The organism is Streptomyces sp. XM4193 (assembly GCF_023072595.1).
Lineage (GTDB): Bacteria > Actinomycetota > Actinomycetes > Streptomycetales > Streptomycetaceae > Streptomyces.
In genome coordinates, this window is the sequence record NZ_JALLGK010000008.1 from 185,947 (window position 1) to 201,055 (window position 15,109).

General features: G+C 73.5%; 14 protein-coding genes and 1 riboswitch. Of the genes, 4 read left to right on the forward strand and 10 right to left on the reverse strand.

Features of this window, described 5'->3' with window-relative positions; all coding sequences use genetic code 11:
• Nucleotides 1–12 precede the first annotated feature (12 nt).
• The 6 genes from MTQ01_RS20415 to MTQ01_RS20440 form a co-directional block, all read right to left on the reverse strand.
• Complete coding sequence (locus MTQ01_RS20415) at nucleotides 13–573, reverse strand: SRPBCC family protein (protein ID WP_247492153.1); 561 nt, start codon at nucleotides 571–573, stop codon at nucleotides 13–15.
• Between the two features lie 431 nt (nucleotides 574–1,004).
• On the reverse strand, nucleotides 1,005–1,994 hold the full coding sequence (gene egtD, locus MTQ01_RS20420; protein WP_247492154.1) for an L-histidine N(alpha)-methyltransferase: 990 nt from the start codon (nucleotides 1,992–1,994) through the stop codon (nucleotides 1,005–1,007).
• A complete protein-coding gene (locus MTQ01_RS20425) occupies nucleotides 1,991–2,845 on the reverse strand; it encodes a class II glutamine amidotransferase (protein ID WP_247492155.1) in 855 nt (284 codons plus the stop codon). Before MTQ01_RS20425 ends, egtD begins: the two co-directional genes overlap by 4 nt.
• Nucleotides 2,845–4,464, reverse strand: a complete 1,620-nt coding sequence (gene egtB, locus MTQ01_RS20430) for an ergothioneine biosynthesis protein EgtB (RefSeq protein ID WP_247492156.1) — start codon at nucleotides 4,462–4,464, stop codon at nucleotides 2,845–2,847. The genes MTQ01_RS20425 and egtB overlap by 1 nt, the downstream gene beginning before the upstream one ends.
• Complete coding sequence (egtA, locus tag MTQ01_RS20435) at nucleotides 4,461–5,813, reverse strand: ergothioneine biosynthesis glutamate--cysteine ligase EgtA (protein ID WP_247492157.1); 1,353 nt, start codon at nucleotides 5,811–5,813, stop codon at nucleotides 4,461–4,463. Before egtA ends, egtB begins: the two co-directional genes overlap by 4 nt.
• A gap of 387 nt (nucleotides 5,814–6,200) precedes the next feature.
• Nucleotides 6,201–6,890, reverse strand: a complete 690-nt coding sequence (locus MTQ01_RS20440; protein ID WP_247492158.1) for an SUMF1/EgtB/PvdO family nonheme iron enzyme — start codon at nucleotides 6,888–6,890, stop codon at nucleotides 6,201–6,203.
• 136 nt (nucleotides 6,891–7,026) lie between these two features.
• On the opposite strand from MTQ01_RS20440, the gene MTQ01_RS25005 reads away from it, so the two are divergent.
• From MTQ01_RS25005 to MTQ01_RS20460, 4 genes are all read left to right on the forward strand, one after another.
• Nucleotides 7,027–8,094 carry a serine/threonine-protein kinase gene (locus MTQ01_RS25005; RefSeq protein WP_282613921.1) on the forward strand — a complete coding sequence of 356 codons (1,068 nt, stop codon included), beginning with the start codon at nucleotides 7,027–7,029 and terminating at the stop codon, nucleotides 8,092–8,094.
• Entirely contained in the window at nucleotides 8,021–8,932 is a 912-nt protein-coding gene (locus MTQ01_RS20450; RefSeq protein WP_247492159.1) for a hypothetical protein, read from the forward strand. The genes MTQ01_RS25005 and MTQ01_RS20450 overlap by 74 nt, the downstream gene beginning before the upstream one ends.
• A 248-nt stretch (nucleotides 8,933–9,180) precedes the next feature.
• Nucleotides 9,181–9,594: a hypothetical protein gene (locus MTQ01_RS20455; protein ID WP_247492160.1), complete on the forward strand. Its 414-nt coding sequence runs from the start codon at nucleotides 9,181–9,183 to the stop codon at nucleotides 9,592–9,594.
• Nucleotides 9,595–9,659: 65 nt separating this feature from the next.
• Nucleotides 9,660–9,727: riboswitch (guanidine-III (ykkC-III) riboswitch) on the forward strand.
• A gap of 10 nt (nucleotides 9,728–9,737) precedes the next feature.
• A complete protein-coding gene (locus MTQ01_RS20460) occupies nucleotides 9,738–10,052 on the forward strand; it encodes a multidrug efflux SMR transporter (protein ID WP_247492161.1) in 315 nt (104 codons plus the stop codon).
• 114 nt (nucleotides 10,053–10,166) lie between these two features.
• On the opposite strand, the gene MTQ01_RS20465 is transcribed toward MTQ01_RS20460, so the two are convergent.
• From MTQ01_RS20465 to MTQ01_RS20480, 4 genes are all read right to left on the reverse strand, one after another.
• Entirely contained in the window at nucleotides 10,167–10,598 is a 432-nt protein-coding gene (locus tag MTQ01_RS20465) for a PPOX class F420-dependent oxidoreductase (protein WP_247492163.1), read from the reverse strand.
• Nucleotides 10,599–11,134: 536 nt separating this feature from the next.
• The gene (locus MTQ01_RS20470) at nucleotides 11,135–13,174 is read right to left on the reverse strand and encodes an ABC transporter permease (RefSeq protein WP_247492284.1); all 2,040 of its coding nucleotides are present in this window, start codon (nucleotides 13,172–13,174) and stop codon (nucleotides 11,135–11,137) included.
• A gap of 415 nt (nucleotides 13,175–13,589) precedes the next feature.
• Entirely contained in the window at nucleotides 13,590–14,393 is an 804-nt protein-coding gene (gene modA / locus MTQ01_RS20475; RefSeq protein ID WP_247492165.1) for a molybdate ABC transporter substrate-binding protein, read from the reverse strand.
• Between the two features lie 229 nt (nucleotides 14,394–14,622).
• Nucleotides 14,623–15,027 carry a molybdopterin-binding protein gene (locus MTQ01_RS20480; protein ID WP_247492167.1) on the reverse strand — a complete coding sequence of 135 codons (405 nt, stop codon included), beginning with the start codon at nucleotides 15,025–15,027 and terminating at the stop codon, nucleotides 14,623–14,625.
• Nucleotides 15,028–15,109: the final 82 nt, after the last annotated feature.

Here is a 15,109-nt window from a genome sequence, read left to right on the forward strand (position 1 = left end):
CGCACACGCAGCTCAACCGTGCATCGCGGGCGCCCGGAGGCTCCGAACAGCCCGTCGTCGTGGCCGCGCCGCCACGGCGACGGGCCCTGTCTCGAAACCGATGTCCGCACCCTCCTCGGTGCCGGTGAGCACCTGGTACAGCCGCTGCACGTCCTCGGGCAGATCGCGACGCCACCCCAGCGAGACGACCGGCCACAGCATCACCATCCCGCCGGCCAGCCACGAGGTGACCTGCACACCCACCCGGCACCCCGACCCCTGCGGCCAGACCCGGAAGTCGAAGCGCGGCATCTGACTGCCCAGCGGCGTCCACATCCGCTGGCCCAGGTAGCCGACGCTGACGTTGTGTTCGTAGGCGCAGCACTCCAACCGGAAGCTGCGGTGGCGACCGGGAAAGCGGTACTTGTACGCACGGCGTTCGGCCAGCGCGGACTCGTCCGGCTCCTCGGGCCCGTCGGGGCTGATCTCCGTCACGCCGCTGTGCCAGCGTGGCAGATTCCTGCCGTCGGCGAGGAAGTAGAAGACCTCGTCGATCGGCAGCGGGATTGAGACATGGACCTGCACCTGCGGCATGTGGCACCTCCTACGAGCGGGGCGTCGGATCGGCTTGCGACCCGTACGCCCGGCTCCCCGTCCCGCGTGTACCTCGATAAGTCAAGCGTGGTCGGATATGAGATATATGTCCCTTTGGGGTCGGCCATTCGAGCGACCCGCCGACGGGGGTGCGGACCGTCGGCCGGTCAGGTGGCGAACCCGTTCGACCGCAGGGCCGTCCGGGACCGTCCGACCCGTCCTCAGCACGCTCGGGGCGGGTGCTCGGAACGGGCGGACAGGGCGGGCGGATCGGGCGGGCGGATCGGGCGCGCGCGTCCCTCGGACAGGTGACGGCGGACGGTCGGAGCCGGCTGCGGGCCGCCGGTGGGGACGGTTGGCGGTCTGACGGTCTGGCGGTCGGCGGTCTGACGGTCTGGCGGTCGGGCGGGGCGGGCTTCCGACAGGGGTTGTCAGAACGGCTCGGCGAGCAGCAGACCGAAGCCGTCGCCCTGCCACCACTGCCGCACCTCGAAGCCGGCCGCGGCCAGTTCGCCGGTCAGCCCCTCCCGGCTGAACTTCACCGAGATCTCGGTGCGCATCTCCTCGCCGCGCTCGAACTCCGCACGCAGCGGCGGATCGGTCAGCACGACCCGCTGCGCGACGCGCGAACGCAGCCACATCTCCACCCGGGACCGCTCCGCGTTCCACCGCGCACGGTGGTCGAAGGCGTCCGGGGCGAAGTCCGCGCCGAGCTCCCGGTTGAGGACGTGCAGCACGTTCTTGTTGAACTCGGCCGTCACACCCCGGCTGTCGTCGTAGGCCCGCACCAGAACGTCCGGGTCCTTGACGAGGTCGACGCCGAGCAGGAGGGCGTCGCGTCCGGGGGTCAGCAGCCGGCGCAACGAGGCGCAGAAGACGCGGCGTTCGGCGGTGTCGAGGTTGCCCAGGGTGCCGCCGAGGAAGGCGACCAGGTACGGGCCGCTGCCCGGCGGCGTCAGATCGGCCTCGTAGTCGGTGACGACGGCGGAGACCTCCAGTGAGGGGTAGTCCCGGCACAGCGCCCGCCCGGCCTCGGCCAGCGCGTCCGGACTGACGTCCATCGGCGCGTACCTCTCAAGTGCGCCGTGCGCCGGCAGCGCGTCCAGCAGCAGCCGCGTCTTGCGCGAGGAACCCGAGCCCAGCTCCACCAACGTGGCTGTGTGCGGGGCCAGTTGGGCGATCTCTACGGCGCACCGCTGGAGCAGGCGCTGTTCGGCCCTGGTCGGGTAGTACTCCGGCAGCTCGGTGATCCGCTCGAAGAGCTCGCTGCCCCGCGCGTCGTAGAACCACTTGGGCGGCAGCGTCTTCGGGACGGCGGTCAGGCCCTTGAGCGCGTCCGCACGGAGCGCGTCCGCGAGGTGGCCCGGGGGAAGTCGGTGGCTGAGCGAGAAGCGCGGCTGCGCGGCGTTCGAGGCGGTCATGGCGTGGCGGTCCTCTCGGTGGCAGCCACCTGGGCGGGCGGCACGGCGGCGGGGGCGAGGGGGCGGAACTCCACCGGCTCGTCGGGGGCGACCGAGACCAGCGTGTGGTCGGGCACCTCCCGCCAGCCCGAGCTCGCGTCCGGTTCCGAGGCGAGCACCACCCCGTCCTCGTCGGAACGGCACCAGAGGGTGTCGCCGTGGCGCACGGCCGTGAGCCGCACGCCGTCGGTGAGCAGGACGTTGAGACGTACCCCGGGCCGCAGCGCGGCGATACGGGGCACCAGCTCGGCCAGCACCTCGGCGGCCGGCTCCCCCGCCCGCAGTCGGCGGTGGATCAGCAGCCAGAGCAGCGCGCTGTCGCACCGCGCCTCCAATCCGAGCAACTCCTCGGCGGAGAGCGGGAGTCGGAGCTCGTCCGGCAGCTGCTCCCAGCGCGGCACCGCGCCGTTGTGGCTGAAGAGCCAGGGCCCGCACCGGTACGGGGCGGCGGCGGACTCGTCCTGGCTGGTGCCGGGCGTGGCGTCCCGCACCGCGGCCAGTACACAGCCCGAACGCACCGCGCGGGCCAGGTCCGGGAGGTTCTGGTCGGCCCAGATCGGTACCGCACGGCGGTAGCGGGCGGGCGGCGGGGCGGCAGGCGGGCGCCCGTCCGGCGCGGCGTCGGTCCAGGTGGACGCGGGCGCTCCGGGCGGGGGCGCGGGCGGGTACCAGCCGAGGCCGAAACCGTCGGCGTTCACCGTGCCGTACCTCTGCTGCCGCGGCGCCCAGGACTGTTCGTACAGGCCGTTCGGGGAGTGGATCAGCTCGGCCGGCGTCAACTCGCGTCCCAGATACGCGAGATGACGGCACATCAGCTCACGGTCCGCTCGTCGGCCGCGCTGTCGCCGCGGGACTCGGGACGGAAACGGGGGTCGGGACGGAAACGGGACTCGGGGTCGCGGCGGGACTCGGGGTCGTGGCGGGGGTCGGGGTCGCGGCGGGGGGCGGGCTCGGCGTCGCGTGCGGTGCGGAAGCCGGCGAAGATCTGGCGGCGGATCGGCAGGTCCCAGTTGCGGAAGGTGGCGCGGCAGGCCACCTCGTCCGTACCGAAGGAGCCGCCGCGCAGCACCTTGTAGCGGCCGACGCCGCCGCTGCCGCCCGGGACGGGGTCGGCGGCGGGGAAGAAGACCTCGGAGTACTCGGCGTAGGGGTGGGCCCTGAAGCCCGGGTAGGCGGTGAAGTCCGAGGAGGTCCACTCCCACATGTCGCCGAGCAGCTGCCGTGCTCCGGTGGGCGCCGCGCCCGCCGGATAGGCGCCCGCCGGGGCGGGACGCAGATGTCGCTGGCCGAGGTTGGCGTGCCGCACCTGCGGCGGTTCGTCGCCCCAGGGGTGGCGGCGCGAACGGCCCGCGGCGGGGTCGTGGCGAGCGGCCTTCTCCCACTCCGCCTCCGTCGGCAGCCTGCGGCCGGCCCATCGGGCGTACGCGTCCGCCTCGTACCAGCAGACGTGGAGCACGGGCTCGGCCGGCTCCACCGGCTCCAGCCGGCCGAAGCTGCGGCGCAGCGTGCGTCCCTCCTCGACGCGCCAGAAGAGCGGGCCCCGCAGCCCGGCCCGGTGCACGTACGCCCAGCCCTCCGGCTGCCACCAGCGCGGATCGTCGTAGCCGCCCGCGTCGACGAACTCCTGGTACGCACCGCAGGTCACCGGTGCGGTGTCCAGCCAGTAGGGCCCCAACTCGACGAGGTGCGCCGGGCGTTCGTTGTCCAGCGCCCAGGGGTCGGTGTCGGTGCCCATGGTGAACGGCCCACCGGGGACGAGGACTTCGGGCGGCAGCGGCTCGTCGCTGCCCTCGTCCGGAGGAGGCGGGGCGTGCAACACCGGTTCGCCGCGCCGCAGTTGATGGGTGGCGAGCATGGTCTCGTCGTGCTGCTGCTCGTGCTGGGCGACCATCGCGTGCAGAAAGCCGTGCGCGGACAGCGTGTCCTCGTCGTCGAGCGGAAGGTCCGCCAGGATCTCGAACGAGAGCCGTCGCACCTCGTCCAAGAAGGCACGGGCCTCGTCCGGTGAGAGCATCTCCAGTGCGGGACGGTCCGCCCGAGGGGTGCGGAACGCGTCGTAGACCGCGTCGAGTTCGGGGCGCAGCGCGGGCCGGTCGCCGGCCGCACGGACGAGCCAGATCTCCTCCTGGTTGCCGATGTGCGCGAGGTCCCATACCAGCGGAGACATCAACGGCGAGTGCTGCGCGATGAGTTGCTCGTCGTCCAAGCAGTCGGTGAGCTGCCGGGTGCGGTCGCGGGCGCGGACGAGCGCCGACCGTACGGCGGAACGGGTGCGCTCGGCGTCCCCCACCGGCGGCGCGGTCTCGGCGGGAACGGCCCCCGGGCCCGCGACGCGGGACGCGGCGGTGCGGTCCGTGGTCGTGCGGCCTGCGGAGGGGGCGGCTGTTTCGGGGGCCGCGGCGGGGGTGTCCGGTGCGTCGTGGGTCGTCATCGGCGGGCTCCCGTCAGCCGGTCCAGGCAGTCGTCGGCAGGGCATCGGCCGCGCTCGGAGTAGCGCTCGGCGAACTCGGCCACCGCCCGGTGCGCCGTACCGCCGGGCTCGCTGCGGGCCAGCGCCAGCTCGGCGGCGGCGACGCAGGCGCGTACGGCAGGCCCCAACTCCGGGTCGGCGGGGCCGAGCCGGGCGGCACGCAGCCACAGGTCGGAGGAGTCGAGCCCCTCCAGCGCGCGGTGGGCGGCACCGGCCGCGTACGGGTCGTCCAGCAGGGTGGCCGTGACCGCGGCCGCGGCGATCCAGCCGTCGCCGTACTGGGCGTCGATCATCCGCAGCTCCATCCACCCGCGCGGCCGCACCGGCGGGAAGAGGGTGCCGAGGTGGTAGTCGAGGTCCGCGCGGGTGGGCGGCCTGATCCCGCCCCGTCCGCGCAGCCAGTCGCGGAAGGTGAGTCGCGGCGGCGCCGCCCAGTCCGCGCCGCCGCCGTCCTCCGGCCGACCGAGCAGGCAGAGCAGGGAGGCGTCCAGCGCGTAGCGGGTCCACTGTTCGCGCGGACAGGCGGAGGAGCGGGGAACGTGGCCCGCGGGGGAACGGCCGGACGGGGAACGGTCGGCGGGGGCCCGGTCGGTCGGGAGGTGGTGCGCGGGGCGGGTGCGGGGTGGGTCCATCCGCGCCCAGATGCTCTGCCGCGTCGATGCCCACCCGGTCGGACGGCCGCGCCACACCGGCGAGTTGGCGAAGGCGGCGACCAGTACCGGGCCGAGACGGTGGGCGAGCAGCCAGCGCTGCCGGTAGCCGGTCGGACCCTCGGAGTCGTCGCCCGCGTCCAGACTGATCTGGAGGGCGGCGGTGGCCCGCATCATCACCCGCCCCCACGGGCCGCCGCGGTCGAAGTGCGCCTCCATGGCGCGGTAGCGGGGGCTGTCCAGCACCCTCGGCGGGGTGCGGTACGGGTCGAGGCCCCGGCCGTGCAGGACGGCTCCGCCTCGGGCCAGGGCCGCGCGGAGCAGTTCGAGGTCGGCGGCGGTGCGGTTCAGGCAGTCGCCCAGCGACTCGCCGGGTGCGCTGCTCAGCTCCAGCTGCCCGCCGGGCTCCCTGGTGAGTCTGCTGCCGCCGGGGAGCCCGTCCGCGGCGTACAGCGGTGCCAGCACCGGATCGACGCGTTCGGAGGCCACCGTCGACGACGGGTCCCCACGGTCGCGCACGAGCCACTCCAGCTCGACGCCCACCCGGGTCGGCGGGCCGGTCTTGAAGCAGATTCCGTTGATGTACTGCTCGGCCTCGGGTTCGGACAGCACCGTGTCCGCACCGGTGGGCCCTGCTGTTCCTGACAACGCGGCGTCCATGTCCGGCTCCTCGCAGCGGGGGGCGGTCAGGCGTGCGGCACGCGGTCGACGTACGGCGTACGCGTCGACGTACGGCACAGAGGTCTGCCTGCCCGTACCGCTCTGTCGGCGAAACGTCGGTTTCGCGACACACCGCCGCCGTACGCCTGTACAGCGTCTGCCTGCCGCGGACGCCCGTGTGCCGCCCGCGGACCGGGCTTCCGCCGTCCACCCGGCCGCCCGGCGGGCGCTCGTCCACGGTAACCACGCCGCGGACGACCCGCGCGGCGACGGAACCACCCGGGCACGCGCACCGGGCGGCGGGCGGTGCCGGGGGTGGGCAGGCGTACGCGTGCGGGCGGGGTGGGGCCCGCGGTGCGGGGCGGGCGTACGCGCGGGCGGGGCGGGTCAGACGGGCAGGTTGCGGGCCGGGCGGAAGCCGACGTCCTCCAGCCGGAGCGTCGGGTGGCTGCGTCGGCGCACCGAGGCGCGGCAGCTCCAGTGCTCGTCGAACCAGCCGCCGCCGCGCAGCACGCGGTAGGTGCCGTAGACCTCCGGGTCGTAGAGGTCCCAGCACCACTCCCAGACGTTGCCGAGCATGTCGTGGAGACCGAAGGCGTTGGGCCGCCGACCGCCGACTTCGTGCGGGCGTTCGTCGGAGTTGCCGCGGTACCAGGCGATCTCGTCCAGTTCGCCGTAGCGGGCGGCGTCCGTGCCGGCACGGCAGGCGTGCTCCCACTCGGCTTCGGTGGGCAGCCGGTATCCGTCGGCGTCCGCGTCCCAGTCGGCGTGCTCGGCCTCCGGGTCCAACCGGTAGGCGGGGGTGAGCCGTTGCTCCTCCGACAGGGCGTTGCAGCAGCGCACCGCGTCCCACCAGGAGACACTCTCGACCGGCAGCCGGTCGCCGGTCGAGGCGCTCGGACGTTCGCCGGTGAGCCGTGCGTAGTCGTCCTGGGTGAGGGGGTGGACCGCGAGCGCGTACGGGGCCAGGTCCACGCTCCAGGTGCGCTGCGTCCGCCGGTCGGCGAGCGAGACCCGGCCGGGCGGTACGGCGATCAGATTCGGCCGTCCGTCGGAGTCAACTCGTGTCTGTCGCAAGGGAGTTCCATCTGTCGAACTGTTGCAGGCCCCGTACAGGACATCTACGGGACCGTCGGCCGCCACACCTATTCTGAGGCACCTCACGACCGGCGCCGTGACCGGGCGCACGACGAGGAAACAGGGGATCAGCGGTATGTCGATGGCTCGTGCGAACCGGGGTGTGCAGGCGCTGGCGGCACACGATCCGAACACCGTCGGCCCGTACACCCTGCTCGGACGCATCGGCGCCGGCGGCATGGGACGCGTCTACCTGGCCCGTTCCGACGACGGGCGGTTGGCGGCGGTCAAGGTCGTGCACGAGGAGCACACGGCCGTCGGGGAGTTCCGCGACCGCTTCCGCCGCGAGATCCGCGCGGCGCAGCGGGTCGGCGGCGAACACACCGCCGCCGTGCTCGGTTCCGACGCCGACGCCGACCTGCCCTGGATCGCCACCACCTACGTTCCGGGGCCCTCGCTCGAAACGGTGATCCGCGAACACGGCGCCCTACCCACCGAATCCGTCCACGCGCTCGCCGAAGGACTCCTCAAGGCGCTTCGCGGCATCCACGACGCCGGGATCGTCCACCGCGACCTCAAGCCGTCCAACGTGATGCTGACCGTCGAGGGCCCCCGCGTCATCGACTTCGGCATCGCCCGCGCCGTCCAGCCCTCGGCGGAATCCATGCTCACCAGCACCGGCATGGTCATCGGTTCACCGGGCTTCATGGCCCCCGAGCAGGTCCTGGGCGAATCCGTCGGGCCGCCCGCCGACGTCTTCGTCCTCGGCTGCGTCCTCGCGTACGCCGGTACCGCCACACTGCCCTTCGGCAGGGGCGCCACCAACCAGCACGCCGTCATGTACCGCATCGTCGAGCAACCGCCGGATCTGGACGGCGTCGACGACGAGGCGTTGCGCGACCTGATCACCCGTTGCACCGCCAAGGACCCCGACCAACGTCCCACGGTCGCCGCCCTGTTGGCCCAGTGCGCGGAACAGGAGTGGGGCGAGGACGGCCAGTTGTGGCTGCCGCCCGAACTGGTCGGCCAACTCGCGCGGCGCGCCACGGAGTTGCTGGCGATCGACGCACCCATCCGCGCCCGGGAGGAGAGAGTCGGCACCGCCCCGGACCAGCCCCGGCAGCGGAAGCGTGAACACCGAGGACGAGGACGGGCAGCCCGATGGGGTGAAAGCCGGAGGCAGACCCGTCGGAAGCGGCGGTGAGGGCGACGGAAGCAGTGGCGGTGGCGGCGCGGGAGCCGGGGCGACGGACGGGCCGGACGAGCCCCGAGGCTCCTCACGACGACGCGGGGCGCTGATCGCCACCGCTGTCGCCCTCGTTCTCGCCGTCGGAGGCACCGCCGCGTACTTCGGTCACTTCCGGGACGGCGACACCGGACGGGACGGCCGGGCCGCCGCCCCCTCCGACCCCTCGGACCCCTCCGACTCCGGGAAGAACGGCGGCGCCGAGGAATCCGAGGACGACAAGGACAAGGACAAGGGCGACAAGGACAAGGACGACGACAAGGACGACGCGAAGGACAAGGACGCGAAGGACGGCAAGGACGGATCCGACGGCAGGGACGGCGACAGCCCCGACGCCGGCAACGGCGGTACGGGCGACGGGAGTTCGGCCGCCGGCGGAGGCGGTGGATCCGGTGGCTCGGCGGGCTCGGGCAACGGTGGCGGTGCGGGCGGAGGGGCGGACAAGCCGTCGAATCCCGGCGGTGGCGTACCGGCGAGCTTCGTCGGCACCTGGACACGGTTCACGCACTTCGGTCCGTATCCCCACATCATCGAGATCCTGCCCGCGTCCAAGGGCCAGCGCGCCGTGATCACGACCGACAACACCGGCGACCGCCGATGCGTGCGCGCCGGAAACCTCACGCAGATGAGCGAAGGCGGCAAACGGCTGGTCGTCGGACCGCTCAAGGTGATCGAGAAGGGCGACCAGGCGGCCACCAACTGCACGGACAGGGCAAGCGAGTCCTATGTGCACAACGGCAGCGACCTCAACCGCTGGACCGGCTTCCCCGACGGGCAGGTCTACAACCGCGGCTGACGGTCGCCCCGTCACGCTGGTGGCCACCCCCCGCCCGAACACGCCGGTCCGCTGTCGGCGCGACGTCCGCCGCCGTCCCAGAAGCGCACCCCTGCCGTACGCGTCTCCGCAGGTCGGAAGGGCCGCGGTCCCGATCCGTCCCAGATTCGGCGGGAAGTGCGCGGGATCGCGGCCGTCCACCGCAGGATGGTCGGCAGACGGACGGCCCGGGGAGTGGCCGTCCCACGGGTTCACCCGAAGGGGATCTCATGAGCATGAGCATGCGCAGGCAGTTCGCGGTCGTCGCCGCACTGGCCGTACTGGGGGGCGGGCTGGCGCTCGCGCCGGGAGCCGGTGCGGCGCAGACGTCCGCGCCGAAGGCGGACGGGGTGAGCGCGGCGAGCTGCCTCGGGAACGCGAAGGGGTACTTCAAGGACGCCAACAACAGCCCCTTCCACCCGATGAGTGGCTGGTACAAGACCACCAGCGCCTGCAACGACATCCAGATCAAGCCCAACACCAACCGCTACGTCGCCGTCTGCCTCTACAAGGGCGGCTGCCGCGGCCGCAAGCTCGCCAAGGCCGGCGAGTGGACCGTGCTGGCCTCCAACGTCGCGACCGGCACCCAGTACCACTTCAGCTTCCGGTCGACGGCCCGTTCCACCGGCAAGTACGCCGCCTGATCCCGCCGCGCACGCACCACCCGTCGGGTACGTGTCCGTGCCCGACGGGTGTGTGAGAGCGTGGTGGGGAGCCCCGCGACGGTGGCTTCCGGACGAGGGGCGCCGTACCCGGTGTGCGACAAGACGGCCCGTTGGAGGCTGTGATGTCGTGGCTCGTTCTGGTTGTCTCGGGCGTTCTGGAAGCCGTGTGGGCGACCGCCCTCGGCAGGTCGGAGGGGCTGAGCAGGCTCGGCCCCTCGGTCCTCTTCTTCACCGCGCTGACCGCGAGCATGGGCGGACTCGCGTACGCGATGCGCGATCTGCCGGTGGGCACCTCGTACGCGGTGTGGGTGGGCATCGGCGCGGTGCTGACGGTCGTCTACGCGATGGCGACCGGGCAGGAGTCGATCTCCGCGGCGAAGGTGCTCTTCCTCACGCTGATCATCGGCGGTGTGGTCGGACTCAAGGCCGTCCACTGATCCGTCCCTTGGGCCGCCGACCCGTTGGTCGGTCGATACGCGGACGGTCGCGGACGGTCCGCGGCGGGGCGTTCGCAACCCCGCCGCGGGCCGTCAACAGCCCGGTCTCGTAAGTCAGTTGATGCGCCGGCCGTATACGTGGTCGACGGTCGCCGACATCAGTACGCGGCGCTCGGCGACCATCGCCGCCCGGTACTCCGCCCAGTCCGGATGCTCGCCGGAGGCACGCCGGTAGTACTCGACGAGCGCCTCGACCTCCGGGCCGTCCGGGGCCTCGCCCGGGCCGGTGAGCGTGGCGACGCCCTCGGCGGTCGCCCACGACCGGCCGTCCGGGGCCGTGACCTCCAGGGTCACACGGGGGTCGCGGCGCAGGTTCGCCGTCTTCGCCCGCCCGTCGGTCAGGGAGACGTACAGCGTGTTCGCGGCGGGGTCGTAGTACGGCATCACGGGCGACAACTGCGGACGGCCGTCCGCCTTGATGGTGGCCAGAACGCCGAGGCGGCTTTCGGCGAGCAGTGTGCGGGGGTCGAACGCGGGACTTCCCACGGGTCGTCTCCTTCATCTCGGGGGCGGTGCTGCTGAGTTGACGGCGCTGGAGGGCGGCACTGCCGGGTTCGTGACGCCGGGACGGTGCCGCCGGGTTGGTGGTGGCGTTGCACGGGTTCGGGGACGGGGCTGCACTTCGGGTGCGGAGTCCGGCGCCCTCCCGTTGTACCTGTTCGTCCCCCGCCCACCGACGATCGACCGTCTTCGACACCCGCGCCGACGCCGCCGCCGACGCCGACGACGCCGCCCGCATGACGCGGGAATCCAACTGTCCCGGGGCACCGACCGGGCCGACTTCCACCTTCGTGCCCGGGCGGCCGGCACCGAGGCTCCCACCGCCTTCGTCCCGCCGGCCGGACGCGCGCTCGGCCCGCCGGCCGGGCGCGACGAGGGCCCGTGCCCCGTGCGAATGGTCCCGACTCCGCTGCCGCGGACCGCAGTTCGTGAGCCGGAGGTACCAAGTCAGCGCTACGTACGCCCCGTTCGGGTGCCGACTGCATGAACTCCCGTCTGTGCAGGGACCGTTCAGCAGTCCGTCAGAGCCTCACGAGGGTCACCTCGGTCGCCTTCACCGAGGCCCAGACCAGCACGCCGTCGGCCAGCCCGAGGTCCGCGGCAGCGGCCGGAGTGACCTCGGCGACCAACTCGACCGCGCCCGTACCCGCACCGACGTTCCCGGCGTCCTCGGCGGCGTCCCACTCCGGGCCGTGTGTCGGCTCCAGCACGAGGAGAACCCTCAACCGGCTGCCCACACCGGTGAGTTCGCGGACCCGGCCGCGCCAGACGTTGCGCGGACTGCCGTCCGGGCGGTCGCGGTGCAGTGCCACCGCCTCCGGGGCCACCACGGCGAGCGCGTCGACACCCGGTCGGGGCAGCGGCTCCGCCGCGACGATCGTGAACCCGCCAGACGCTGCGGGCAGTTGGAGCCCGTCGCGGGTGGCGGTGCCCGGCCAGGCGTTGCGCCCGAGCATCCGCGCCACCCACGGCGAACGCGGGTGGCGGGTCACCTCCGACGGCGGGGCGTCCTGCACCGCCCGTCCGTCCTCCAGCACGAGCACGCGTCCGGCCAGCGTCACCGCTTCCACCGGATCGTGGGTGACGATCAGGCACACACCGCCGAAGTCGGCGAGATGGGAGCGCAGGGTGTTCCGCACATGGGCACGGGTGGTCTGGTCGAGCGCGGCGAGAGGTTCGTCGAGCAGCAGCAGCCGCGGCCTGGACGCCAGCGCCCGCGCCAGCGCGACCCGTCCGGCCTGGCCGCCGGAGAGCCCGGCCGGTCTGCGGTGTGCGAGGTGGCCGACGCCGAGCCGGTCGAGCCAGCTCTGCGCCTCCGCGCGGGCGGCGGACCGGGAGTGGCCGTGCGCGCGCAGCCCGTACGCGGTGTTGGCCAGAGCGCTCAGATGCGGGAAGAGCGCGCCGTCCTGCGGCACCCACGCGACGTCGCGCCGGTGCGGCGGCAGGTCGGTGACGTCCCGGTCGCCGAGCCTGAGGACGGCGTGGGCACGCGGGGTGAGACCGAGCAGGGCGCGCAGCAGGGTCGTCTTCCCCGCGCCGTTGGGGCCGACGACGGCCAGGGTGGTACCGGGTTCCGCGGTCAGCACGAAGCGGGTGTATCCGGTCAACTCCGCGCTCAGGTTCGAGAGTTGACGCAACTGCGCGGCGGGAGTCGGCGCAACGGGCATCGGCGCGGCGGGCTGCGCCGCGGACGGACGCGCCCCGCCGTCGGGCCCGTCCTCCGCCGTGCCGCGCGGCTCGTCCTCCGCCGAACCGCCGGTCGTACCCCCCGCCGTACCGTCCCGCGCACCGTGCCCCGGGCCGCTCGCCGCGCCGCCCGTCCAGCGCCCGCGCAGGGCGACCAGGGTGGCCATCGCGATCGCGAGCAGCAGCAGGGAGACGCTCGTCGCCGCTTCCGGCGAGTCCTGGAGCAGCAGATAGACCTGGAGCGGAAGGGTCTGCGTCTCGCCCGGCAGATTGCCCGCGAAGGTGATCGTCGCGCCGAACTCGCCGAGCGCCCGCGCCCAGGTCAGCGCCGCCCCGGCGGCCAGTCCGGGTGCGACCATCGGCAGCGTCACCGTGCAGAAGACCCGCAGGGGCGAGGCGCCGAGCGAGGCGGCGGTCTCCTCGTAACTGGGGCGGAGGCCGGCGAGGGTGCCCTCCAGGCTGATCACCAGGAACGGCATCGCCACGAAGGTCGCCGCCAGCACCGCCCCCGCCGTGTGGAAGGGGAGAGTCACCCCGAACGTGTCCTCCAGCCACGGACCCAGCAGCCCTCGCCGCCCGAAGGCGAGCAGCAGCGCCACGCCCCCGACCGTCGGCGGCAGCACCATGGGCAGCAGCACCAGCGAACGCACCACCGCCTTGCCGGGGAAAGGCACCCGGGCCAGCAGCCAGGCCAGCGGTGTGCCCAGCACCAGTGCGAGGGCCAGCGACCAGAGCGAGACCACGAGCGAGAGCCGGAGCGCCTCGGTCGCCGCCGGCGAGGTGAGGTGACCCGGGAGTTCCCGCCAGGAGGTGCGCGCCAGAATCCCGACGAGCGGCAGCAGCAGAAAGCCGACCGCCAGCAGCGCCGGCACCATCAGGGCCACCGGCGGCGCCCCGCCTCCCGTACGACCCGCAGGCGTACGACCCGCGGGCGCCCCGCCTCCCGTACGGTCCGGGCGGGTGCGGCGCGGGCGCCAACGGGCCGTCGCCGCAAGGGAGTCGGCGAGGCGTCGGCCTGTCGTACGGGTGCCCGCGGGTCTGCTGCTCATCGTCTGCCCTCGCTGCTGGTGCGTTGCGCCGCCAACCGACGGCCGGCTCCCGCGGAGCGGCCCGCCCGGAGCGGCGGCGCGGTGCGGTGGCACGGTGGCGGCGCGGTGAGAGCACCTCCCCCACCGCTCGGCCGTCACGGCAGCCACCGTCCGGAGGTCACCGTCCGGCGGTCAGCGTCCGGAGGTCGCTGCCGACGAACCACCCGGGCGGCGCCCTCCGCCGGGCGTCAGCGCTCGGTCGTCACGGCTTCTGGAAGCCCGCATCGGTCAGGATCTTCCGTGCGTCGGGCGAAACGAGCCATTTCACGAACGCGTCGGATGCGTCCTTGTCGCGGGTGCCGTTCAGCGTGGCGGCGGGGTAGGAGGCAACGGCGTTCTGGCGGTCCGGGATCTCGACGGCCTCGGTGCGGTCGGTGGCGGTCGCGGCGTCGGTGGCGTAGACGATGCCGGCGTCGGCCTCGCCGAGCGCGACCTTGCTGAGCACCGCGCGCACGTTCGCCTCCTGCGAGACCGGACGCACCTCGACGCCCTGCCGCTTCAGCACCTCGCGGGAGTAGCGGCCGACGGGCACCTCGGGGGCGGCGAGCACGACCTTCAGTTCGCTGTCGTCCAGGTCCGACAGCCCGCCGACCTTCTCCGGGTTGCCCTTGCCGACGGCGATGACCAGCCGGTTCGCGGCGATGACGGTGGGCTTGCCGGTCTCGCCGTCCAGATCGTCCATGGTCTTGGTGTCGGCGGTGACCAGTACGTCGGCCGGGGCGCCCTGGTTGACCTGCGCGGCCAGCTCCTGCGAGCCGGCGAAGGAGAACTTCAGACGGGTGCCGGGATTCTCCTTCTCGTAGCGCTTGCCCGCGGTCCGGAAGACGTCCTGGAGCGAGGCGGCGGCGAGCACGGTCAGCTCGACGTCCTTCCCGCCGTCACCGCCGTCGCCCCGGTCGGTGCCGTCACCGCCGTCACCGCCGCAGGCGGCGAGCGGGACGATCAGCGCGGCGGCCAGCAGTGCGGCGACGCCGGTGCGTCGGAGGGATGCAACGGTACGGATCATGTCGAGGTCTCCTCGGCGTAGGGGCCGCGCCGGGACGGCGACGCTGCTGCGGAACTGGTGACTCGGGGTGCGCGCGGGCACGGCCGCGGCCCGACTGCCGGACGACGTACGGCACTTCGACCGACGGGCCCTGAGCAGACGAGCCCGACCCGACGGCCCGGAGCCGACGGGCCGTCGGCGGTGCGCGCGGCTGACGGCCCGGAACGGCACGCGCGGGAACGGCGGGTGCTCAGGTGCGGTCGACGTGCACGCTGGTGGACTTCACCCGGGCGGTGGCCCGCATGCCGACCTCCAGACCGAGCTCCTCCACGGCTTCGCGGGTGAGGAGCGAGACCAGGCGGTGCGGGCCCGCCTGGATCTCCACCTGGGCGGCGATGTCGCCGAGTTTGACGGCGGTGACGATGCCGGAGAAGGAGTTCCGCACGGAGGTGTGCGGCTCCTCGCCCTCCTCGGCCTGTCCGGGGAGCTGCTGGGCCAGCTCCACGGAGAACGCCGCCAGGTCCCGTCCGTCGATCAGCCGTCGCCCGGACTCGTCGCGGTGGGTGCGCACCCGCTCCGCGTCCGCCCAGCGTCGAGCGGTGTCCGGGCTGACGCCGAGCAACCGCGCCGCCTGGCCGATGGTGTAGGTCTGCATACGCCGCACGATAGAGCGATTATCAACGCATCCACAATGCTTTTGGGGCTACCCACATGGCATCTGCGACCCGCTGGTGCGA

Bases quoted from the DNA above. Each gene is read 5' to 3' on its own strand.
- egtD (WP_247492154.1), bottom strand. From the start codon at position 1,994: ATGACCGCCTCGAACGCCGCGCAGCCGCGCTTCTCGCTCAGCCACCGA.
- MTQ01_RS25005 (WP_282613921.1), top strand. From the start codon at position 7,027: ATGTCGATGGCTCGTGCGAACCGGGGTGTGCAGGCGCTGGCGGCACAC.
- modA (WP_247492165.1), bottom strand. From the start codon at position 14,393: ATGATCCGTACCGTTGCATCCCTCCGACGCACCGGCGTCGCCGCACTG.
- MTQ01_RS20455 (WP_247492160.1), top strand. From the start codon at position 9,181: ATGAGCATGAGCATGCGCAGGCAGTTCGCGGTCGTCGCCGCACTGGCC.
- egtA (WP_247492157.1), bottom strand. From the start codon at position 5,813: ATGGACGCCGCGTTGTCAGGAACAGCAGGGCCCACCGGTGCGGACACG.
- MTQ01_RS20470 (WP_247492284.1), bottom strand. From the start codon at position 13,174: ATGGTGCCGGCGCTGCTGGCGGTCGGCTTTCTGCTGCTGCCGCTCGTC.
- MTQ01_RS20480 (WP_247492167.1), bottom strand. From the start codon at position 15,027: ATGCAGACCTACACCATCGGCCAGGCGGCGCGGTTGCTCGGCGTCAGC.
- MTQ01_RS20425 (WP_247492155.1), bottom strand. From the start codon at position 2,845: ATGTGCCGTCATCTCGCGTATCTGGGACGCGAGTTGACGCCGGCCGAG.
- MTQ01_RS20460 (WP_247492161.1), top strand. From the start codon at position 9,738: ATGTCGTGGCTCGTTCTGGTTGTCTCGGGCGTTCTGGAAGCCGTGTGG.
- egtB (WP_247492156.1), bottom strand. From the start codon at position 4,464: ATGACGACCCACGACGCACCGGACACCCCCGCCGCGGCCCCCGAAACA.
- MTQ01_RS20415 (WP_247492153.1), bottom strand. From the start codon at position 573: ATGCCGCAGGTGCAGGTCCATGTCTCAATCCCGCTGCCGATCGACGAG.